The sequence below is a fragment of the Sphingobacterium sp. 18053 genome (genome assembly GCF_902706145.1).
GTDB classification, from domain to species: Bacteria; Bacteroidota; Bacteroidia; order Sphingobacteriales; family Sphingobacteriaceae; genus Sphingobacterium; species Sphingobacterium paramultivorum.
This window is the reverse complement of sequence record NZ_CACSJW010000006.1, coordinates 18,585-39,972: the sequence shown is the minus strand read 5'-3', so window position 1 is coordinate 39,972 and position 21,388 is coordinate 18,585. Positions and strand designations below refer to the sequence as shown.

The window sequence follows — 21,388 nt, the reverse complement described above, 5'->3', positions numbered from 1 at the left end:
TTGTTAAGATTAAGGGAAAATTGTCTATTCTGGTTATCTAATATTCTAAAAATATGTAATATTATTTGAAGATTGAAACACTATTTGATCAAAAGGGGACATCGTTTCTTTCCTTCCACAATTTTAGGTTAAATAAGACTATCTTTATCATTTATATGCTTTGACTAATGAAGTATTTCAAGGATATTTTGACAATTCTCGATGTACTTTACAAGTTAGAGAGATCTACAAGGTTGGTTATTGTTTGTAAATTCGTAGTTTATTTACGTATAAGCAATATATATTAAAAGTGATCTAATAGCTATCAATTCATTAATTCCGTATCTTTAATTTCGAAATGTTGAAAACATATTATTATCAATCAGATGAGAGGATAATATATTTTTTTATTTAAAACAAAGCATTAATTTTGCGGGATTTTATATATTGCTGGTATAGATTTTGAATATCGTAAATTACCAAAGCATTTATAAGAAATTAATTATGGACTATATATAAAATCCAATTTCCAATGACAACGGTATTACGTGGTATAAATGATAAATATGATAGCTATCACCAAATAATTGATTTTTATGAAAATAATAAAAGTCGTTATTTTGATGAAATATCGTTAACATTGACAGGTTTTTTTTCTGCAAATATGTCTGCTGCTCTTGGTGCAGTATTGGATTTGCTAGCCGCTAATATCAATGATATCGGTTTTGAGTGGGTTGATCCTGCGATTGAATCAATCCTTCAAAGAAATGATTTTTTATCTTATTACGGATGGAACAAATTGTCCGATACAAATCATACGACAATTAAATTTCAAAAGTTAAAACCTACAGATGGAAAATATTTTAAAACTTATGTCATTGAAGAATTAATTGGCCGAGATGAGCTACCGAATATGTCAGTGCAGGCCAAAGAAAAAATTGTAGAAGCCATTTACGAAATGTTTGTAAATGCACAAATACATAGTGAAACAAATTTTATATATACATGTGGACAATTTTTCCCCAATGTTCATAAAATATTATTCACGATTGTCGATACGGGAGTTGGGTTCAGGCATAAAGTTAATCAAAGATTTAATTCTAATCTTTCCTCAACCCAAGCTATCCAGTGGGCAATTCAAAATGAAAAGACAACAAAAGTTGATATTTCTGGAGGGTTGGGTTTAGCTGTTTTAAAAGAATTTGTAGGAATGAATAAGGGCATGATGCAAATCGTAAGTCGTGACGGTTTTTATCAATATGATACAAATGGGGAAACAATCCGTGAGTTTAAAAACGAATTTCCTGGCACGGTTGTAAATTTACAATTTAACACTAATGATAAGAGCAATTATGTGTTAAAATCAGAAATTGATATGGATGATATTTTATAAAAATATGGAAAGTACTAAGATAAATATAGTAAATGTAATAGGTGATACCTATGGTGTTGAGGCAGGTGACGGGCAAAAAGTCTATGAGTTAATTAAAAAGGCTTTTGATCAAAAGCATAAAGTCGTATTATCTTTCCAAAATATGAGTATGTTGACAACTGCTTTTTTAAATACTGCAGTTGGTCAGCTTTATAAAGATTATGAACAAACAACAATTAGAGGATTGCTACAGCTTGATGGGCTTTCTGACTCTGGAAAAGTTTCATTGAAAAGAGTCGTTGAGGCAGCTAAGAGATTTTATAATGATCCGGAGGCTTTACAAAAGAGTATTGATGATATTTTAGGTGAATAGAATGGCGGAAAGTTATAGAATTCAAGATATAGGGAAGCTTGTTGGAAGGGATATATTTTTTGATGCTAATATATTAATATATTTGTTTTGGCCCACTGGCAGCTATTCCCCGGAAGCTAAGTATGCCGAAGCTTTTCGAAAACTTTTAAAACAAGGAAATTCATTGAACGTTGATTTTAATATTATCTCAGAGATTGTTAATAGAATTATTAGGATTGAATATCAAAAAAAAGCTTCTACAATTTCATTTAAAGACTTTAGAGAGAGTGAAGAAGGAAAGGAAGCGCTAAGTGATTTATATACTATTATTGATCAGACTATTTTACCCAATTTTAATATAACTGAAAAGTTATATTCTAAAGATGAAGTTAGGACATTTCTTAAAGTTGATAGTTTAGATTTTGTAGATAAAGGAACTGTTTCAATTTGTTCTCAAAATTCATATGTGCTTTTGACTAATGATAAAGATTTTAAAGATTCTGGTGTTGATATTTTAACGGCTAACAGTAGAATTTTAAATTCTTAAAAGTGTGCACCGGACTGTACATCAAAAAAAACGTCACAAATACGTCACAGCCCTAAATTTTGAATATTGAAAAATTGTTCATAAATTGCCTTAGCAAGCAGGAAATAAAGATTTTTGACCTTGTTGACGAGCTGAAACCTATAGTCTCTTAATCTGTGGGTCCTGAGTTCGAGCCTCAGCGGGGTCACTTTCAAAAAGGCCGTTTTACAAATGTAGGATGGCTTTTTTGTGTCTAATGCAAGTTGGATTATTACCGTTGTTGAGATATTAACTTTAAATCGTTTTTCCGGCGTCGGCTGCTATAATTTTCGGATAACTAATCCATTATTTTATCAGAGGTCACGTATTATTTCTGCTAGGAAAACATAAAACTCTTTAATCTGTTATTAATTCAGCGAATTTATTACGTAAATTTGTATTTCAGACGATAAGCTTATGGAAGACAAGAAGATTTCGATATTGTACGTTGACGACGAAGAAAACAATCTGTTTTCTTTTAAAGCGACATTTCGACTAAAGTATAAAGTGTTTACGGCAATTAGTGGTGCCGATGCAATCGATATTGTCAAAAACAACCAAATACATATTATCATTACTGATCAACGGATGCCGGAAATGACCGGTGTAGAGTTTTTGGAAGAGATTATTAAGATCAATGCAGCCCCAATGCGTATCCTTTTGACAGGGTATACAGATATGGCAGCTGTCGTTGATGCTGTCAATAAAGGAAAGATCTTTCATTACCTCAATAAGCCGTGGAGTGAAGAGGAGCTCGATCAAACGATTCAACGCGCTTATGATGTCTATGCTGAGCGTCAAAAGATTGTGGAGACGAATTCTCAACTTGAGACTTCAAATGACCAGTTGGAGTTTCTGCTACGACAAAAGCTACTTTCCTAAAAGATTATAATTTTAGGAAAGTCAACTTTTATTTAAAATGTCTGTTTGCTTTGTGATACCCTTCGCTACAATCGCATAGGATTGCCGAAAGTGAGAAGCCTTATTTGCTCGGTATGATGACTGTAAAGGTTGTGCCCTGATTTGGCTGTGATTGCACTTCAATTTTTCCCTGTAGTTTTAAGAGTGCGTTCTGAACATTATACAGCCCAAATCCCATGCCCTTAGCTTGATCACTTGCTCTAAAGAATAATTTAAAGATATCTTCAACATACTCTGGAGATATGCCTATTCCGTTGTCACTCACAATAATTTTAGCTTTACGTTCTGATACGAATACGGAGAGTTTGACGAACTGGTTTTCCTGCCCTTTACGTTGGTATTTAAACGCATTAGAAAGAAGATTATGCAAAATTAGTTCTAGAAGTGCTTTATCGCCGCTAAAGATCTCTTTTTGATCCACTGAAATTTCAAAAGCAACATCTTTATTTTGCGTGTACATACTGTAAAACTGACGTATATTGTCAAAGAGCTCTTCGAAATTTATGGCTGACAACATAAGCTCGCCTCTTCGTAAGAGATAATAGTCTCGCAGACTGTCAATATAAGCATCTAAGCTGACCAATGAACTATCCATTAGTGATAACAACTCATGAATACGATCTATGCTGTCAAATTCTAACCCAAGTTTCACCGCAGAAAGAACCCCTGTCAATGGATCACGAAGATCATGACTAACACTATATGCGAATTTATCTAATTCATCATAAGCTTTTTGCAGCTCTTGATTCTTAACTTCTAGCATAGAGTTTGCAACATAAAATTTATTTGCTTCTTCTATAGCGGAAACGATTTCTTCATTCATCCAGGGTTTTCGGACAAACCTAAAAATATGGCCCTTGTTAACTGCATCAATTACAGTTTCCATATTGGCATAAGCCGTTAAAAGAATACGGATTGGTTTTGGAAAATCTTTTTTAATGCGGTGCAAAAAATCGATGCCCATCTCATCCGGCATACGTTGGTCACAGAAGATAATACGGATATCAGGATGAGCATGAAGGATCGTTTCGGCCTCACTCGTATTGGATGCTGTATGGATAGCGTAATCGTATCTAAAGTTCGCTTTAAAGCTAACCAAATTGTTTACTTCGTCATCGATATATAATATTTCAAGCTCCCTCTGCATAATTTTATTATATGGTTTTATTCCCTTACAAAAGATATGAAAAAATAATAGTTAATTGAACTATTTTCAGTTTATAGCGGTATTAATTGTTTTGTTGAATTGGAATGAGGAGTGTAAAACTTGTGCCCTGTCCCACTTCTGAATCTACAATAATCTTCCCATGATGTTTCGCAATGGTATTATAGGCAATGGACATTCCCAAACCAGTACCTTCGCCAACGTCTTTCGTTGTAAAAAATGGTTCAAATATCCGTTCATGGATTTCTTTTGGAATACCGATACCATTGTCTGCGATTTTGATAAACACAGCTGTATTATCCTCCTTAACTCCGGTCTCAATACATATTTTACCACCAACATCGTGATTAAACTTTTTATTTACGGCGTAAATAGCATTTGTCACGATATTCAAAAAGACTTGATTAAGTTTTCCTGCATGACATTCGACCTTTGGCATATCGCCATAGATCTTATCAACTTCAATCGTGTTATTTAATAAACTATTGAGGATAACCATTGTTGACTCCAGCCCCTCATTTAAATCGGCAAATTTTAATGTATCCTCGTCTACTCGCGAGAAGATCCGCAAACTCTTTACTATTTCGGCAGTCCGATGGGCCCCATCATGCATTCCCTTTAATAGAAAATCTACCTCTGTTTTCAGATAATCGATATCCTGATCATCTTTGAATTTTTTGATCTGAGATTGCTTTTCAGTATCGGATATCCCTTCTTTAAAAGCGATACGCTCTACTTCCTCCAGCGTTTCCCAGATCATCTTAATATCACGTTTTAACGGAGCGACATTAGACGTAACAAAGTTGATTGGGTTGTTGATCTCATGAGCAACCCCAGCAGTCAATTGACCAAGGGAGGCCATCTTCTCGGCTTCGACAAGTTGAGATTGCGTTTCCTTTAAGTGAGTAAGAGTGGTTTGTAGAGACTCATTAGATTCTGTTAATTCACGTGTCCGCTCATCTACTTTTTGTTCCAATACAATATTTTGTTCACGTATTAACTTCTCGTTTTCTAACGAGATTGCTAATTCCCTGATTTGTGATGCTTCTTTTTCTTCTTTTAAAATATTGATACTATAGGCTAGACCGAAGGACAATAAGGCCATCTCCACAACAGATGCAATTTGTACAGCATTGCTCGTAAAATCGTTATATTTTAAGATGCCATAGTCTTTCAGTAAAAACACGACAGAACCTAATAATAAAATTGTCCAACCGTAAACAAAATATTTAGCCGGTTTATAACCATTTATCATCACACGATAGGATAAGTAAAGGACAAATAAAGACCCAGCCCCTGTTGTTAGCTGCATAACCATGAACGCTGGTTGTGTCAGGTTGAGCAGTGTAAGAAGGCTGCCAATGACAAAAAGGATGATAAAAACAGTAATCACACGTCTTGACCGAGGAGCATTTTTCGGTAATTGAAGAAATGAATCTGCAAAAAGCAGGGCGCATAGGCCTGATAAACATCCAAAGATAATAGGACCCTTTGTTGCAAAATAAATCCAATTTGGCCACAAATATTGAAAACTGTAACCTTTAATACCCATTTGTGTTATTCCTGCACAAAGGACATAAAGGACATAGTACAGATAGCCCCTTTCACGAACAGAAAAAAACAGGAATAAATTGTATATCGCCATAATACCGACAATACCAATATAGATGCCGCTTAACAAACTGTCGTCATTCATCTCTTTTAAGAAACTGCGCTCGTTACTTAAATAGATCGGGAGAATAATCTGTTCCGTACTTTTTATGCGAAGAAAAAAGATGGTCTTCTCATTTCCAGGTAATTGGATATCGAATGCATAATTAGGGACCTTATATTTTCTAGCCGAAAAAGATTGATGCTCGCCCAACTTGATCGAGTTATAATGCCCGTTTGATGACGGTACAAAAAGTTCGACCTCATCCAAGAGAGGGTAGGCAATTTCGAGCAAGAGTTCAAGCTTTTCTTTGCCCTTGTTTGTCACGGGTAATCGAAACCAGATGTCAGCGGGTGATATGCCCAAATTGGGGACCTTGCTTTCTAACGATTGAAAGGAGGAAGCTGAAGTATCTGCAAAGTTAGGCTCTCCTTTCCCGGTATAACGCTCCAGGCCATATCCGATCAATACACGCTGTGTCGGTTTATCGATAATAACCTCTCCAAAACAAGTTGAACTGCACGTAAAAATAAATAAGAAGATCAAGTTAAGCCAGCATTTCATCACTATATGCTATTTTTTTGCTTCGGCAATAACTAAATTCATAGAAACAAGGAAACAACCCGCTTCATCAGCTTGATCCAATGTGTTTTGAAATTCCTCCATTTCAGCTGTACTTAACTTCTCTTTTTCGACCATTTCCAAAAGAATTTTATCTAAGAAAAGATAGCGGTTGGCCTCTTCTTTCGAACGGGCTACCATACAGAATGTTTGCAATTGTACTTGTTTAAAGCCTTGAGACAATAAGTCCGAAGTTAATTTATTCCCAGCCCAGCCATTGTTGACTTTTTCTTCGGTCAAATAATGGCATATCTTAGCCTCAATGTCAACATGCTTACTGTAAAACGTCAGGCTATTCCAAATCGTCTCAACGATCACTAAGGGTTGACCTTCACGCAAAACACGGTGAACCTCAGCAAACATTTTTGGTGCTTCCAGCAGATGTTGTACAACGCGTTCCATTCTAATGCCAGAAATGGAATTATCTGTAAAGCTAAGTTGATAAACTTCACCCTGAACAAAGTCGACGTTCTTTACCTCTGCACTGCTTGTTTTGGCATGCTCGATTAAGGCCTTATCATGATCCAATCCAACAACAAGTACATTATGGCCCAGCATATTAGCCAAATTGATGGCATCCATTCCAGTTCCACAGCCAAGATCGACGACAACCCCCTCTTTAATCGTATTAAAAGGAGTATATGAATGTATTTTTAATTGTTTAAGAAAATCACCGGTATCCATTAAATAGCCGGCACCATAATGTTTAGTGTCCATTATAAGATATTTAAATTACGATCATCTGGTTTATGATCTAATGATGTATGTTTCAGATTTTTAATAATTTCATTTAAATCCCATTGATTGAGATTTGGAATATCGATTTGATAATGAATTTCAATCTCCTTATTCCGTAAAGTTTCTATGCGGACAATATTGGAATTATTACGAAGCGACAAAATTGCATCTTTGTTTTCTTGGTCGGCTTCGGTCAAGGTGTCTAGATTGCGCATAATCATTACGGTAGCCAATAGATCCAGCTTCGGATAATAGAATGTGCCATTATTTCCAACACTTGTATCAATGCGGTAGCCAACACTTTCTGCTAATTTCACCGTGTAAGGAGCACATAAAGCAAAGAGTGATTTAATGCCAACCTGTGTACTGATGGCGGCACCAGCTCTCGTCAAAAATATGCTGCCAATGCCATATCCAGCAATCTCCCTGGAGTTCCAAAGGCCACAACCTTCACCTGTCCCCTGTTGCGCATAATCATAAACAAGGTCTAAGATTTTAGCATCCATCGCTCCCGTGGCCTGTTCAATGGGAAGTGGTTCGCTCCCTCCCGATACGTGTATACGTACTCCACCATAGACTTTATCGCCATCAAGGGATTCTACGATCAGTACGAATGATGCGGGATTGTACATCCAGTCATTTTTGGAAGAAGTTACTTTCTTTACGCCTATAGCAGTTAACACGTGCGCGTGTCCTTCTATGAAACGTTCACAGGTTTGGGGATCGTCGATAGCCCGAAATGCTCTTAGTCTTACTACAGGACGCCCGTCGTTGAATAATAATGCCACCGAATGCTTTGATTTATCGTTTAAACGCAAAACTAATCAATTAAATGCAAAGGTGTTTACTCTTCAAATAAATTATACCGTAATGCAACCGCCTGCACCTAGTGATGGTAAAAATTGTTTGATTCCTTTATCACCTTTAAGGGCCCAAATAGCCCCTTTTAACTGATGTCATCGAAAATACATTTTATCATCTTAATATGCTGTATTTTCGATATACAATAAATTTGACCTTGGAAATATTAACGTTTCTGGAGGCTATTTTTATGAATCTGACCGTCTTTCATGATCAACAGAAAGTTTTTTTCTGGATCTGCCAAGAGTTTTAAATTCTTAAGAGGATCTCCGTCTACAAGGATTAGATCTGCCAAAGCTCCTTCTTCTACTATTCCCAGCTTGCCAGGATAAGGACTTCTTAATCCCGAAAGCTGCAGAAGCTCGCCATTGTCTTGGGTAATCATTTTAATGATTTCGACATTTGTAAACCACTTTTGAAGTCGCAAAATAAAAGTATTCTGCAATTTATTCAGGTCCGGTTCAAAAAGGAAATCTGTACCCCAAGCTAGTTTTACCCCATATTTCTTAGCCATAGGCCATACTTTTTCCTGACCTTCAATGACAGGCTTACGCTTGATTCTTCGTTGCGGATCCATATCGGGTGTATCTTCCACAAGATTCTGTAAACTAAGCCAGATATTTTTTTTTGCAATTAGCTGTAAAGTTTCTTCATCGAGCAATTGTCCATGCTCTATACATTTTACGCCAGCTTCGATTGCTCTTCGAATTGCTCTTGGCGTATACGCATGTACAGTGACATAAGTTCCCCAATCTTCGGCTGCTTCTACTGCTGCTTTCATTTCGTCTAGCGTATATTGGGTGACGTCCACAGGATCATATGCTGAGGAAGTTCCTCCACCCGCCATGAGTTTAATTTGACTTGCCCCGAATCTTAGATTCTCTCTTACTGCAGTCAGGACCTCATCACGACCATCGGCGATGAAGGTTGCTCCATATCGCTCCGCACGAGAGACAACGCCGAAAAAACGACGCGATTTTTCCTCCGGTGTCCGAAAATCTCCATGCCCTGCAGTTTGGCTTACAACGGCACCAGAAGGCCAGATTCTAGGCCCTAAAATCTGGCCCTTGTCGATCGCTGCTTTTAATGGGAATATAGGACCACCAACATCTCGTACGCTTGTAAAACCCCGCATTAACATCTGTTGAGCCGATAGCCCCACCGTCTTGATCAAGAATTCCTCGGATAGGTCATTTGTCATCATTTGAGGCATTGTCAAAGCGCCAAATACCAAATGGACATGCACATCGATCAATCCAGGTATCAGTGTTTTGCCTTTAGCGTCAATTCTGACGATATTCTTTCCTTGTGCGTCAATAGGGGATGTACTGATGGTCTGAATTGTGTTTCCGTTTATTAAAACATGTTTTGGTGGAGTTAAGGTTTGAGTTGTATAGTCGAGCAGTTTGACATTTTCTATTAAAACTTGGCTTTCCTGTGCTTGGATAACATGTACAAAAGCCGAACAAAGAAATAAAGTAAGTAGTTGACCTAAACGCATAGCTTGGAGAATTACGTTAAAATATAATATGACAAATCAATTTTAATTCAAGCTAACTAATGTGCTTGAAAAAAATATCTTCTAAGTTAAATCATAAATTCAATATATTTCAATTTTTTCATTATAAATTTTGGCTCTGCCAGCCTTTTTTGAAGAAGTCTTTGTGTAATGTACGCTGTTAATCACAAGAAAAATGCTAAATTTATCCAATCATGATATATAAAAAATCTATTATAAATTATTTAAATATCGTAATTCCCAAGATTGTCTCCATAAGAGAGCTGCTCACCTATGCCCTCTTACTCGGCTTATCAGCTTATGTATTCCTACTGGTTTTTCAGCCATTTGGAACGTATAATTTTGAGAATGTCTATAAATTTAGCTTGTTATCCGGATACGGGGCGATTTTATCCATTGCATATGCCTTAATTTCTATCGTCTTGCGTAAAAAAAGGGGAACAGTTGCGATAGAACTATTTCGTATTTTTCTTGTGTTCCTATTATCAAGTTTTTTAAATTTCGTCTATCATGGTTGGTTCATCAATCAGGCGCCTTTGCAGTGGAATAACCTACCCTATATTGTATGTTATACGTTTTCACTTTACAGCCCTATTGCAGCGATTTATTTTTTGCTTCGAGTTGATAAGCGTCATTCGAATCATGAAAAGAATAACTCGTCGATGGAAAGTCTTTCAATAAAGCCAGCTATGATATTGAGCCAAGCGAATGACTGCCATTTGGCTCCGGTCGATATTCCTAATGGTAATCAACTGTTAAAGTTGCTGCCAAGCGATTTTATTTTTGCAAAATCAATGGATAATTATTGCATGATCTACTTTAGGAAGGATGGTATGGTAAAGAAGCAGATGGTACGAATTACGTTGAGCCGCTTATCTGAACTGTTGAATACAATGTCTATTCACCGATGTCATCGGTCCTTTCTTGTCAATTTTGAAAAAATCCTTGTAAGGGAAGGGAATGCCCAAGGTTTTTTGTTACGTTTTGCAGATACTGAAGATTGTGCTGTTATTTCGAGGTCTGCTATAGAATCAGTTAGACCCTATTTGTCGGACTGACCACCACGTTATCGTCCCTAAATCTTGCCATACGCCACATAACTTTGTATACTCGTCTTGGGTAGCATAATTTTGTTCAAAAAAAGATGAACACAAAAAGTTTAAACCTGCTGGTATTATTTCTCTTCTTCGGAATATATTTTATCCTCGATTATTTGTTTTTTGCGATCCTTCAATCCATGATAATCAAGTATGTCCAAAGTAGATTTTTGGGGCATGTGCTGACGTATTCAATTAGCCTTGTACCGTTGCTTTTTGGGGCAATGCTGCTTAAACCGAAAGGGCAGAATGAATTCTTGGAAAAATTTGGGTTGAAAGGTAATTTTTTACAGGGGCTTTCTTTTGGAATAATAGCTACCTTACCGATGTTCTTGGGTTATGCCTTTGTTTTTACCTTAAATCGGAAAATAGATCCAAACGCGCTATTAATAAATAGTGTGTCATCAGGATTCTTTGAAGAAATGATCTTTCGTGCCTATTTTTTTGGTTTAGTTTTTCGCTATACCCGACTAGGTTTTATTCCATCCATTTTAGCTACATCACTCCTGTTTGCTTTACTACATCTTTATCAGAGTCAGGATTTGGGAGAATTGGTCCTGATTTTCGGTATGACTTTCTTCGGCTCTATCCTATTTTCGTGGTTGTATGCTGAGTGGAAGTTTAACCTTTGGATACCAGTAACACTTCATGTTTTGATGAATTCGGCTTGGATGATTTTTGATGTTTCGGACAATGCTGCGGGAAATGGATGGAGCAATTTTTTCCGCTTCTTGACCATCATTGTAGCAATCATAATGACCATTGTCCATTCAAGGAAGTCAAATGGCGGTCTACAAATTGAAAGGAAAAATTTGTGGCTAAAAGATTAAAAATCCGGAGTTTTTTTAATGAACCTTCATAGCTGTAGATATGTTCTTCAAATGATCTCGTCCATATTTGGAATGAGCGTTAGATTTTAGGTTGCCAAAACTATGAACCTTTTGATAATAGCATTGGCTCTCGAAGAACCCCTGAAAACCAGTATTTTTTTTTGGCATGGGAATCGCTACCTTGACCTTTATGAATAGACAGCTATTTTCACTCCTATCTTTATTTCTAGGAACGACGTTATCCATGGGAATTTTGAGCTGTGGACACAATACAAAAGTCAAAGGTGCGGATTTAAAGGATTCTGCTGAACTTAAAACAGTCGCTGTGAAGGATACGATGGCTGCTGCTAAATTTCCTCCTTTACCAATTGACTTTGACAATACGAAGGTTTTAAAAAATACCTATGTTGTTGATCGAGCTGGAGCCGAGCTTAGACAAGGCGCGGATAAGGCTGCCCCGCTATTAGGAAGATATCCCTATGGTACCAAGCTCGATGTGATCGGTGAAGAAGGAGAATGGATTGCCGTAATGGATCGTATCCAGCGCGATTATAGCGGGAACAATGGCGAAAAAGGTGATGTAACGCGATGGGAAAAGGTCTATGTAGCGAAGTCCAAGCTGGGGAAACAAGATAAAATTACAATCTCTCCCAAAGATTTAAATTCAATCGTTTCACTGACGATAAATGGTAAAGAAATGCATTACGAAAATGGACATTCTTTAGATAAGTATCTCCAGCTAGAGTTGATTGATGAGCAAACGTTCTTAGCCGCTCGGAATACGGCTAAAAACTACTTGATTAAGGATACCCTGTCTTATCCGAAAAATGGAAAGATTTTGGAATTGCCGTTGACAAATGGGAAAAAGCTAACATTTAAGGATAAGGATATCGATAATGAATTAGAAGCCAGCTATTCTTATAAAGGGCATTACGATTTTTTAAATGCTTTTGCTGTTGATGGGAATTATTGGGAAAGTGCTGATGTGCGGCTTTTTGATAAACAGGATGGTCATCTTATTGTGGAATGTGGGGATTATCCATTCTTCTCTGCCGATAAAAATTACCTGATGACCTTGCACGCCGACCCCTATGAATCGACGGGCGACCTGCAGCTCTTCCACGTGAAACAAGGAAAGGTGACACCGATGCTTTTTATTAGTTTTAAAGAGTGGATGCCAACCTGGAAAGAAGAGTTAATGTTCTGGGGCAAGGACGGTTGTATCTATACTGCTGCCAACCATGTAGACGGTTACTGGGGTGAAGAAGGATCGCTGAACGAAAGATCACAATTTATCAGAATCAAGATATTACCCCATTAAACAGGCACAAACCATACTTTTATTGGTTTACTGCAGGCGTATATATTTATTGTTTTTCTGTTTTAAGTAAAACTATTCTGGCATGCACCTGTTGTATTCCATAAAATAGATTATAGTTTGTAATTTAGCTGGATGAAACTAAGAATATTATCGTTATTTACTATCCTTCTTCTCTTTTCCACGTTGTCTATGGCACAAGATAAGCCATGGAAACAGCATAATAAATGGATTTGGGGCCCTTCAGTAGGGTATCAGTATCAAAGTGGTAATTTTCTGAAAGTTTCGGGCTGGGGATTATTTGCACCTAATGATTTTCAATATATGAAAATTGATGCAGGAGCCAATTTCAGCTGGATGGAAGGTAAAACGACTGTTATTCCAGAGCTGGGGTTTACCTATTATCTGAATGATTTTGTTGTTTTTCCTTTTGTAAAAGCAGAGTTAACACCTTATACCATAACGCCAAAAGTTGGTGCCAGTCTATTCTCTATTGTGGATCTGGGAATAGGTTATGGATTTGATTACAATACTAAGAAAAATTTTAAGCCGATTGACGGAATTACCGTTTCAGTAGGGGTAAATATTCCGCTCAATTTTCATATTTATTAATTGAAAAATGCGCAGTAAGACAATTTATAAACTCCTGGGGTCACTTGTTGTGTTGTTAGCTATAGTTAGCAACCTAAAAGCGCAAGACCACTTAATCGGTCCGACGTTAAGCTACCAGTTTCAAAAAGGGAGTATAATAAAAACTGGTGCTTATTTCGCTTTTCCTTTTATAGGAGATCATATTCTCCGAGCAGATGCCACAGCCAACTTCACTTGGACACAAAGGAAGTTTGCCGTGATACCTGAGGCTGCAGTAACGTATTATCCTCAAACATATGTCTTAACTCCCTTTGTTCGTGCAGAGCTTACTCCGTATACCTTTACGCCCAAAGTTGGAGTGAGTTTGGCCACATTGGTGGATATCGACTTTGGTTATGGATTTTCCATCAATGAAAAAAAAGATTACAATCCGATAAAGGGGTTCGCGGTGTCTCTGCGATTTAGTATTCCGCTAAATTATCGAATCAATATGTAGCTTAGATTCATGCCCCCCTTCGCTTGGTTTACCTTCCAAAAAGCTAAACTTGACAGGATCATTTTTTATGATAGTCTATTTCGCTTGCAAAGTAATTGTGCTAAAGCACTTTTAAGGAACGACTAGACTAATTGTCAAGCCAGTTTTTGAAAGCCGTGACTTTCTCCCGTGAAACAATGAGCTCATCCGATTCATAATGCTTAAGGTATATTTTCAACCGGGCATTAGAATGTACAGCAATATTTTTGATGGCATCAAATTGAACTATAGTGCTTCGGTTGATCCTAAAAAAATCCTTAGGGGACAATTGCGGTATCAGGGCGTCCAATGTTTGGTCCAAAAGATAGTTGCCATTTTCATTGGTATAAACATAAGTGCCTTTGTTTTCACTGTAAATACATTCGATTTGCTGGGTGGTCACTACTTTTAGGTTTTGGCCTATTTTGATGGTAAAGCGTTCCTTATATGTTTGGACGGTGTTTCTAAATAGAGCCTCAAAAGATGCCAGATCGAACTGTGGTTTTGGGTGCCTAAATTGGCGGAATTTTTCAATTGCGTTTTCCAATTCTTCATCTTCAATTGGCTTCAGGAGGTAATCGATGCTATTTTGTTTAAATGCCCGCAACATATATTCATCGTATGCGGTGGTAAAAATAATGGCCGAATTAGGCTTCACCTGCTCAAGGATGTCAAATGAAATCCCATCGGCGAGTTGAATATCCAAGAACAGTAGGTCAGGTTCGATATTTGACATAAACCATTCGATAGATTCTTCCACAGTCTGAAGTACAGCAGCTACTGTATAACCAAGATCCTCAAGTTTTCTTCGGAGCAATCTCGCCGATGGGAGTTCGTCTTCTATAATTACTATTTTCATTGTTTTTTTTGCATGCTTATTGATCATCAGACCGTTGTATTGTTTAATTTATTGAGCATCGTTGTGCCTTAGCTATTGTTTTTTGCTGCTATTAGGCCTCGCATGTTTATTTAAGAACAGGTTGCTTTTAAGAGACTATTTCATTGATAATGGGCAGTCCGACAGAAAATAAAATATCAGTTTCCTGAAGATGTACAGATAGATTGGACAGTATAGCATAACGTTCCTGAATATTTTTCAAACCGATTCCCGAATGATCATGGAGCACTTTCTTCTTTTGAAGAGTGTTTTCAACATAGAGGTAATTATTTTTTCTATAAATCTTCAATAAAAGAGGCTTCTTGACCGAAATAATATTGTGTTTGATTGCATTTTCGATCAGTAATTGAAGGGAAAGGGGTAATATAAAACCAGTATGTTGTTCCGTATTGATCTGTAAATCGATCTGTATACCGGCTTCGAAGCGTAGACTCAAGAGGTTTAAATAGGCCTTTGAAAAAGTGAGCTCATCCTGTAAAGAAACGAGGCTTTTGTCTTTTTGTTCCAATACATAGCGATATATCTTAGAAAGATCCGTGGTAAACATGCTGGCCTTTTTGGGGCTTTCTTCAATTAATCCATTCAATACATTCAGGCTGTTGAACAAAAAATGTGGATCGAGTTGATTTTTGAGCGACTCAAATTGTGCTGTTATTTGCTGTTTTTCCTGATGAGATTCTTTGATTTGATAGTCTTTGAACCTTTTATAGAAATAGAAACCAAAAAAAATCATCGAAATACACCAGGATATCATCGCAGTTTGAAAATAATATGCAACACGTTGTTGGTGAATAAATTGGTGGAAACGCTGCAGGAAATTTTGGGTAACACCGGAGTTAAACAGTCCGGAGAAAAAAGCATTGACAATAAAAACGACCAGTATGGTCAAGAAGAAACTGACACTGTAAAAAACAATCATCTTTTTTCCAAAATCTTTACTGCTTGGGTATTTGTTCCCGACCCATTTCGATAGATAGCTATGACCTAGAAAGAGAAAAAATCCGTATAGTAAACCTCTGACCATATTAGGATGAAAGATGATGGATATCCAAGGGACATCATTGTGGTCAAGTTTGGCCACAACCACAAAATAGATGGTTACGACCAAACTTGCGAGTAGTGCTTGTATAATAGCTTTAAATGGTGCTTTCTTCACAAAGTGTTATTTGCATTCTTTTATCAACTGTTCTGCCCGATCTTTGCCCCATGAAGGTGCAAATGGCGTAGTAATTTTCTCTTCACCGAATAAAGATAGCGCTTTCTTGACATCCTCACATTCTTTGCTGGTATCCTGGTTGAAATATTTTTTTGAGTTTATTTGGAATTCCGCTAGTCCCAATACCGCACGTGGATTGTTTGGAGCAAGGGTGATGGCTTTTTTATATAGCCCTATAATCTTAGGTGAAAGCTCTTTGGCTTTTGTCATTGGATCTGTAATCATCAAGGCCGTTTGGTTCATCGCTCTCAGCACAAGCCATTCTGAATTATTGTCCTGGGCGCTATTGTTTAGTATTTCTTCTGCAGACTGTATATATTTTGCCTGTGTCTCTTTATTTTTCTCCCTGAAGGATGCTGTTGTCAGTACCATGGCCTGATAATAGGCAGGAATCCAATTGTCCTTTTCTGCCTGTGAGATGCGTTCTAAAAGAGCGGCCGCTTTCTGCGTCTCACCCGATTGCCATAGACTCATGGCTTGTCCCATACTTTTTTCAAAATTGCTTTGTGCAAATGTGCTGCCACTTATAAGGCAGATGAGGGCGATAATAAATGATTTCATGATCTTTCGTTTTTAGTAGTAAATATTTTTCTAAGTTATTGAAGTTGGTAATCCTTCTCTGCAAACAGAAATAATTTTGGATGGACCGACGTATTTCGATGATGAGTTGATGTTTATTATAGATTGTCCAATTGATTGTCTTTTTCATTTTTACTGATTGTCCAAAAATAGCCTAGAAATACAAAGCGTTTGGCCGTAGGGACAATCGGTCTACGGTCGTAGATTCCTTGTGAATTTGGTCGGTCTGCATATTGATACCCATAGATTGGGCTAGCGCCAAGAACATTACTGACGGAGAAATGGATAATTTTTTGCTGGCTGTAAAGAAACGACCAACTCATAGACAGACTATTGTAGCCTTTTGTATGGCCATTCATGAATACTGTTTGGTTGGGATCATTGTAATTTCTGCCGGATACAAACGAATTTGTCAAACTGAGCTGTGAACGTAGGCTTGATAGCCAGTATTTTCCAACGATATAGAAACTGTGTTTGTAAACATAAGGGGGAGTGACTGTCGTCGGATAATTCGCTTCATTTCTCTTACTGTCCGTATAGGAATATGAAATCCAGTATTGGAGGTTTTTGATGCTGCTGCTGTTTTTATAAAATAAATCAAAGCCTTTGACCTTACCGCTTCCGTTATTGTCATATTGGCTGTCATATTTTGGAGTTATACTATTGTATTTTGCCAAATTGTTATATTCTTTGTGATAGGCTTCTAAGCGAAGTAAGTGCCCTCCACGCGCATAGAAATAATTTGCGATATAATGATTTGCCTCCATCCAGTCAAGTTGCGGAGCATACTTTAACAGCGGTGTTGGCGCCTGCTGATGGAAGTTCCCATAAGCAAGTGAGAGCTGCGTATATTTATTTAACGCATAGCCCAGCGAAGCCCTCGGCTCTAACGTGCTCTTCGCCTGCAAATTGGAGGAAGTTTCTCGTAGGCCAATCTTCCCGATTAAGTTCGGGAGGATGCCGAAGGTAGTTTCCGTAAATACAGCGGTCATCTTGCTATGATAACCATAGCTATAGCCAAGGGTTTGTCGGTGATATTCTTCTTGATAATTCGTGTCGAAATATTCTATTCCTCCAATACTTTTAATCTTATTGTTCCAGATCTTGCTTAGCGTTGCTTTTAAGTGAAGACTCTTTTCTTCATTAGGGAGGTAAACGTCATCGTAATGCAGCTTATCGGTCAGGTAGCCTAGGCCAACACCAGACTGGAATGTCCATCGGTTTCCTAAATTCTGACTGTAGCTGATGTTGGCGTAGGCATTGTTGGATTTCTTTTTCAATGGGACAGGTTGCTCATAATTGATGTCCGCTTGGTAAAGTCCTATATCTTCGAAATTGTAAGCCCCATAAATATTTAGAAAACCTTCTTTAAACTGATGGCGATAAATCATTTCTCCAGAAGCGTTTTCATAGGGTTTCGTCCATTTTATATCTGGTGTAATAATTTTGGAATAGGGTTTTAAGTTTGTATAACTGCTGTTGAAGGTGAGGGAGTTTTTGCCCCATTGTAAGGTATGTCCTAACCCTAATCCAACGGAAGATAGCGAAAGCTCTGTTTTGGACTGTTCTATGGCATTTTCGGTGTTTAGGGCTAGAATGCTGGACAGCGCATTACCAAATTCTGCAGAATAGCCGCCTGTAGAGAAATTCACGCCTTTAAAGAGCATGGGTGAAAACCTGCCCCTTACAGGGACTTCGTTTGGTGTTGCGGTGTAGGGTTGGGCTACTCTGATTCCATTGATGTAGGTCTGTGTTTCGGAAGCATCTCCACCGTGGACCATAAGACGTCCATTCTCTCCCCCAACCTGTGCTCCGGGCAATGTTGCCAGTGCGCTGATAATGTTTCCCATGCTGCCTGCCGTAGTGACAATATCCAATGGACTCATTACCGTGTTTTTTCCGGAGCTATTGGCTTGTAGAACCCCTGCCTGAATCGTGACTTCCTGTAGGCGATTTTCACTTTCTTGCATTTGAATAATCAGCAATTCTTTTTGGGGTAGCTGGATAGACCTGTTATATGTTGGGAGGCCCACAACAGACGCTTTAATGATTTTAGTACCTTGTTCACTGGTCTCAAACACAAAGTTTCCAAGCGAATCGGTGGTGCCGCCATCATAGGTGCCTTCAATATAAACATTGGCCAAATGAATAGGTTTGCCGTTTTTGCCCAGCACTTTCCCTTTCAAGATGGACTGCGCCGATACGATGGTAATACTTAAAAATAGTAAGGTTAATAACAGCTTCATTTTTCTTTAATTTTATTCAAATATCAGCGGCTGTAAGTGTTCCTGCGAAAAAGAGTGGATGGAATGTCAAAATATCATGACGAATTGCAGGATTCCAACTTTATGCTGTAAATTGATATCGAAAAACAAAATTTCCTCCATAAATAAGTTCCGCAATGGAAAGTGGAGAATGCGAAAAATTGCTTTTATATGCGACGTACTTATAGCGGATATAAAAGTCATTTTACTTTCGTTTGATATTGAAAATACGAGTTTAAAATTAAGTCAGAAAAATGCGAATAACCATTTTAGATGACTATCAAGACGCTGTCCGAAAGTTGGACTGTTTCAAAATTCTTGATGGTCACGATGTCCAAATATTGAAACAGTCCTATTCAGATCCGGCTTTACTGGCCGAAAAATTGAGCGATACGGAAGCGCTAGTGCTCATCAGAGAACGGACGCGAATTACAGAAGACCTGTTGTCTCAGCTTCCCAAGCTAAAGTTAATTAGCCAGACGGGCAAAATTTCAAACCATTTGGATTTGGCTGTTTGTAGCCGTTTCCATGTGGCTGTTGCTGAAAGTATGGGCTCTCCTGTTGCTCCAGCTGAATTGACCTGGCTTTTGATCATGAATGCCCTCCGTGGTTTACCTAAGGCTCTTTCAGATATGGACAAAGGCCTATGGCAAACGAACATAGGAGATTGTGTCGCCGGGAAAACAATAGGGATATGGAGCTATGGAAAAATAGGGAAGCGAATAGCGCAATACGCAAAGGCTTTTGGTGCCCAAGTAATTGTTTGGGGAAGCGAAAATTCTCGAGAAGAAGCTGTAAAAGACGGCTTTTTAGCTGCTACCAGTAAATCCGATTTTTTTCATTTTTCAGATGTTGTTACTCTACATCTTAGGTTAGTGCCTGAGACGCGAGGTATCGTAAAGCTCGAAGATCTCCGGTCTATGAAGCCGACAGCGCTTTTTGTCAACACCTCTCGTGCTGAGTTGGTTGAAGAGGGGGCACTATTGACCGCGCTCGAGACAGGTGTTCCAGGGATGGCTGCGGTAGATGTCTATGAGTCTGAACCAATCTTTGATCCTAACTATCCGTTATTGCAGCTGCCAAATGTGCTTTGTACGCCACATATTGGCTATGTGGAGAGAAATGGTTACGAACAATTATTTAGACTTGCTTTTGAGAATATTGTAGCCTTTTCCGGGGGCGATCCACAGCATATCGCTAACCCCGAAGTATTGACCCGCTAATTAAATGAATCGGCTATACATAGATGAATAATTTTACGCATTTAGAACAACCAACAGGTCGCGTTATTGTGGTCGGCGGTAAGGAATATCTTTTTTTTGGTGGAACTTCCTATCTAGGGCTGGCAACAGATCAAGCATATGCTTCTATTTTTATAGAAGGTATACAGCGGTATGGTATCAACAACGGCACTTCACGAAATAATAATGTGCAACAGGCCATATTTGATCAAGCCGAAGAATATGCAGCAAAGCGTTTTGGTTTTGAAGCAAGCCTGTTGCTCTCAAGTGGGTATTTGGCAACGCAATTTCTTGTAAGAACCTTGGCGACCGAAGGAGAAGTATTGTATGCTCCCGCTTGTCACCCTTCTTTATGGCTAGATAAGAAGCCCGTCGCAACTGGGCATTTTGTTGCGTGGGCCAATGCAACGATCGAGTATATCAATCATTCAGCCCAAACATCATTTATCATCGTTAGCAACAGCTTGGACAATATGCGGCCAGAATTGTACGATTTCACTGTTTTCAATCGTATTGATCCGGACAAAAAGATTATACTGCTCTTGGACGATTCTCACGGAATAGGAGTTTTGCGCAAGAATAGCATTTCATTGGATAAAAGTAGTGTTCAACAAACTAATATTGAACTGATCGTCGTCGCATCCTTGGCAAAAGGCCTGGCAACAGATGCAGGATTGATTTTGGCCGATGGGGAACGGATCAAGTATCTCAAGCGATCAAACTTTTATACAGGGGCTTCCCCAAGTTCACCAGCGAGCTTATATGCATTTGTTCATGGAGAGCAGATCTATCTACAGCAATTCGAAAAGCTGCGGTATAATATTGATTCCTTCAAAACACATATGGGATCTGGATTAAACGCTGTTGCTAATTTTCCGGTCTTTTCTTCAAAGGATACGGGCCTTTATGCGAGGCTGATGAATGCTGGAATACTGGTTTCAAGTTTTCCTTATCCCCTCGCTACAGATCCCCTATTAAATCGAATTGTGGTAAACGCACACCATACCAAGGCAGATTTGGATCAGCTAAGTCATGCAATTGGCATATATTGATTTTTATATGACAACTAATAAGTCAACATCTTGTAAATTAGATA

General features: G+C 38.1%; 20 protein-coding genes and 1 tRNA gene. 12 read left to right on the top strand and 9 right to left on the bottom strand.

Annotated features, from left to right (window positions below):
- Positions 1 to 511 precede the first annotated feature (511 nt).
- From GVK91_RS15285 to GVK91_RS15265, 5 genes are all read left to right on the top strand, one after another.
- Entirely contained in the window at positions 512 to 1,372 is an 861-nt protein-coding gene (locus GVK91_RS15285; protein ID WP_159729903.1) for an ATP-binding protein, read from the top strand.
- A 4-nt stretch (positions 1,373 to 1,376) separates the two neighbouring features.
- A complete protein-coding gene (locus tag GVK91_RS15280) occupies positions 1,377 to 1,724 on the top strand; it encodes an STAS-like domain-containing protein (protein WP_159729901.1) in 348 nt (115 codons plus the stop codon).
- Position 1,725: 1 nt separating this feature from the next.
- Positions 1,726 to 2,250: a twitching motility protein PilT gene (locus tag GVK91_RS15275; RefSeq protein WP_159729899.1), complete on the top strand. Its 525-nt coding sequence runs from the start codon at positions 1,726 to 1,728 to the stop codon at positions 2,248 to 2,250.
- Between the two features lie 116 nt (positions 2,251 to 2,366).
- Positions 2,367 to 2,437 (top strand) — tRNA-Lys (locus GVK91_RS15270).
- A 248-nt stretch (positions 2,438 to 2,685) separates the two neighbouring features.
- Complete coding sequence (locus GVK91_RS15265; protein ID WP_046673283.1) at positions 2,686 to 3,150, top strand: response regulator; 465 nt, start codon at positions 2,686 to 2,688, stop codon at positions 3,148 to 3,150.
- Positions 3,151 to 3,250: 100 nt separating this feature from the next.
- Here the strand turns inward: GVK91_RS15265 and GVK91_RS15260 are convergent, their stop codons facing one another.
- From GVK91_RS15260 to GVK91_RS15240, 5 genes are all read right to left on the bottom strand, one after another.
- Positions 3,251 to 4,336, bottom strand: coding sequence for a hybrid sensor histidine kinase/response regulator (locus GVK91_RS15260; RefSeq protein WP_153847956.1), 1,086 nt, complete (start codon positions 4,334 to 4,336; stop codon positions 3,251 to 3,253).
- Between the two features lie 82 nt (positions 4,337 to 4,418).
- Positions 4,419 to 6,569: a 7TM diverse intracellular signaling domain-containing protein gene (locus GVK91_RS15255; RefSeq protein ID WP_153847957.1), complete on the bottom strand. Its 2,151-nt coding sequence runs from the start codon at positions 6,567 to 6,569 to the stop codon at positions 4,419 to 4,421.
- 9 nt (positions 6,570 to 6,578) lie between these two features.
- Positions 6,579 to 7,343: a methyltransferase domain-containing protein gene (locus tag GVK91_RS15250; RefSeq protein ID WP_153847958.1), complete on the bottom strand. Its 765-nt coding sequence runs from the start codon at positions 7,341 to 7,343 to the stop codon at positions 6,579 to 6,581.
- Positions 7,343 to 8,152: a hypothetical protein gene (locus tag GVK91_RS15245; protein ID WP_070562848.1), complete on the bottom strand. Its 810-nt coding sequence runs from the start codon at positions 8,150 to 8,152 to the stop codon at positions 7,343 to 7,345. The genes GVK91_RS15250 and GVK91_RS15245 overlap by 1 nt, the downstream gene beginning before the upstream one ends.
- 239 nt (positions 8,153 to 8,391) lie before the next feature.
- Complete coding sequence (locus GVK91_RS15240; protein ID WP_159729897.1) at positions 8,392 to 9,726, bottom strand: amidohydrolase family protein; 1,335 nt, start codon at positions 9,724 to 9,726, stop codon at positions 8,392 to 8,394.
- 212 nt (positions 9,727 to 9,938) lie between these two features.
- Here GVK91_RS15240 and GVK91_RS15235 point away from each other — a divergent pair, with 212 nt between their 5' ends.
- The 5 genes from GVK91_RS15235 to GVK91_RS15215 all read left to right on the top strand — a co-directional run bounded on the left by GVK91_RS15235 (position 9,939) and on the right by GVK91_RS15215 (position 14,076).
- Positions 9,939 to 10,802, top strand: coding sequence for a LytTR family DNA-binding domain-containing protein (locus GVK91_RS15235; RefSeq protein WP_159729895.1), 864 nt, complete (start codon positions 9,939 to 9,941; stop codon positions 10,800 to 10,802).
- Between the two features lie 86 nt (positions 10,803 to 10,888).
- A complete protein-coding gene (locus GVK91_RS15230; protein WP_159729893.1) occupies positions 10,889 to 11,671 on the top strand; it encodes a CPBP family intramembrane glutamic endopeptidase in 783 nt (260 codons plus the stop codon).
- Between the two features lie 190 nt (positions 11,672 to 11,861).
- Positions 11,862 to 12,992 carry a hypothetical protein gene (locus GVK91_RS15225; RefSeq protein WP_159729891.1) on the top strand — a complete coding sequence of 377 codons (1,131 nt, stop codon included), beginning with the start codon at positions 11,862 to 11,864 and terminating at the stop codon, positions 12,990 to 12,992.
- Positions 12,993 to 13,124: 132 nt separating this feature from the next.
- Entirely contained in the window at positions 13,125 to 13,601 is a 477-nt protein-coding gene (locus GVK91_RS15220; protein WP_088163365.1) for a hypothetical protein, read from the top strand.
- 7 nt (positions 13,602 to 13,608) lie between these two features.
- Positions 13,609 to 14,076, top strand: coding sequence for a hypothetical protein (locus GVK91_RS15215; protein WP_120335592.1), 468 nt, complete (start codon positions 13,609 to 13,611; stop codon positions 14,074 to 14,076).
- A gap of 127 nt (positions 14,077 to 14,203) precedes the next feature.
- Here the strand turns inward: GVK91_RS15215 and GVK91_RS15210 are convergent, their stop codons facing one another.
- The 4 genes from GVK91_RS15210 to GVK91_RS15195 all read right to left on the bottom strand — a co-directional run bounded on the left by GVK91_RS15210 (position 14,204) and on the right by GVK91_RS15195 (position 19,033).
- Positions 14,204 to 14,953: a LytTR family DNA-binding domain-containing protein gene (locus tag GVK91_RS15210; RefSeq protein ID WP_159729889.1), complete on the bottom strand. Its 750-nt coding sequence runs from the start codon at positions 14,951 to 14,953 to the stop codon at positions 14,204 to 14,206.
- A 127-nt stretch (positions 14,954 to 15,080) separates the two neighbouring features.
- Positions 15,081 to 16,148 carry a sensor histidine kinase gene (locus tag GVK91_RS15205; RefSeq protein ID WP_159729887.1) on the bottom strand — a complete coding sequence of 356 codons (1,068 nt, stop codon included), beginning with the start codon at positions 16,146 to 16,148 and terminating at the stop codon, positions 15,081 to 15,083.
- Positions 16,149 to 16,154: 6 nt separating this feature from the next.
- On the bottom strand, positions 16,155 to 16,769 hold the full coding sequence (locus tag GVK91_RS15200; protein ID WP_159729885.1) for a M48 family metallopeptidase: 615 nt from the start codon (positions 16,767 to 16,769) through the stop codon (positions 16,155 to 16,157).
- Between the two features lie 116 nt (positions 16,770 to 16,885).
- Positions 16,886 to 19,033 (bottom strand): carboxypeptidase-like regulatory domain-containing protein, encoded by a 2,148-nt coding sequence (locus GVK91_RS15195; protein WP_159729883.1) that lies wholly within the window; start codon positions 19,031 to 19,033, stop codon positions 16,886 to 16,888.
- Between the two features lie 272 nt (positions 19,034 to 19,305).
- Here GVK91_RS15195 and GVK91_RS15190 point away from each other — a divergent pair, with 272 nt between their 5' ends.
- Positions 19,306 to 20,274 carry a D-2-hydroxyacid dehydrogenase family protein gene (locus tag GVK91_RS15190; protein WP_159729881.1) on the top strand — a complete coding sequence of 323 codons (969 nt, stop codon included), beginning with the start codon at positions 19,306 to 19,308 and terminating at the stop codon, positions 20,272 to 20,274.
- Positions 20,275 to 20,297: 23 nt separating this feature from the next.
- A complete protein-coding gene (locus GVK91_RS15185) occupies positions 20,298 to 21,344 on the top strand; it encodes an 8-amino-7-oxononanoate synthase (protein ID WP_159729879.1) in 1,047 nt (348 codons plus the stop codon).
- Positions 21,345 to 21,388 lie beyond the last annotated feature (44 nt).

What these genes read in the sequence shown, in the direction of transcription:
- GVK91_RS15285 (WP_159729903.1), top strand. Translation starts at nt 512, where the DNA reads ATGACAACGGTATTACGTGGTATAAATGATAAATATGATAGCTATCAC.
- GVK91_RS15280 (WP_159729901.1), top strand. Translation starts at nt 1,377, where the DNA reads ATGGAAAGTACTAAGATAAATATAGTAAATGTAATAGGTGATACCTAT.
- GVK91_RS15275 (WP_159729899.1), top strand. Translation starts at nt 1,726, where the DNA reads ATGGCGGAAAGTTATAGAATTCAAGATATAGGGAAGCTTGTTGGAAGG.
- GVK91_RS15265 (WP_046673283.1), top strand. Translation starts at nt 2,686, where the DNA reads ATGGAAGACAAGAAGATTTCGATATTGTACGTTGACGACGAAGAAAAC.
- GVK91_RS15260 (WP_153847956.1), bottom strand. Translation starts at nt 4,336, where the DNA reads ATGCAGAGGGAGCTTGAAATATTATATATCGATGACGAAGTAAACAAT.
- GVK91_RS15255 (WP_153847957.1), bottom strand. Translation starts at nt 6,569, where the DNA reads ATGAAATGCTGGCTTAACTTGATCTTCTTATTTATTTTTACGTGCAGT.
- GVK91_RS15250 (WP_153847958.1), bottom strand. Translation starts at nt 7,343, where the DNA reads ATGGACACTAAACATTATGGTGCCGGCTATTTAATGGATACCGGTGAT.
- GVK91_RS15240 (WP_159729897.1), bottom strand. Translation starts at nt 9,726, where the DNA reads ATGCGTTTAGGTCAACTACTTACTTTATTTCTTTGTTCGGCTTTTGTA.
- GVK91_RS15235 (WP_159729895.1), top strand. Translation starts at nt 9,939, where the DNA reads ATGATATATAAAAAATCTATTATAAATTATTTAAATATCGTAATTCCC.
- GVK91_RS15230 (WP_159729893.1), top strand. Translation starts at nt 10,889, where the DNA reads ATGAACACAAAAAGTTTAAACCTGCTGGTATTATTTCTCTTCTTCGGA.
- GVK91_RS15225 (WP_159729891.1), top strand. Translation starts at nt 11,862, where the DNA reads ATGAATAGACAGCTATTTTCACTCCTATCTTTATTTCTAGGAACGACG.
- GVK91_RS15220 (WP_088163365.1), top strand. Translation starts at nt 13,125, where the DNA reads ATGAAACTAAGAATATTATCGTTATTTACTATCCTTCTTCTCTTTTCC.
- GVK91_RS15215 (WP_120335592.1), top strand. Translation starts at nt 13,609, where the DNA reads ATGCGCAGTAAGACAATTTATAAACTCCTGGGGTCACTTGTTGTGTTG.
- GVK91_RS15210 (WP_159729889.1), bottom strand. Translation starts at nt 14,953, where the DNA reads ATGAAAATAGTAATTATAGAAGACGAACTCCCATCGGCGAGATTGCTC.
- GVK91_RS15200 (WP_159729885.1), bottom strand. Translation starts at nt 16,769, where the DNA reads ATGAAATCATTTATTATCGCCCTCATCTGCCTTATAAGTGGCAGCACA.
- GVK91_RS15195 (WP_159729883.1), bottom strand. Translation starts at nt 19,033, where the DNA reads ATGAAGCTGTTATTAACCTTACTATTTTTAAGTATTACCATCGTATCG.
- GVK91_RS15190 (WP_159729881.1), top strand. Translation starts at nt 19,306, where the DNA reads ATGCGAATAACCATTTTAGATGACTATCAAGACGCTGTCCGAAAGTTG.
- GVK91_RS15185 (WP_159729879.1), top strand. Translation starts at nt 20,298, where the DNA reads ATGAATAATTTTACGCATTTAGAACAACCAACAGGTCGCGTTATTGTG.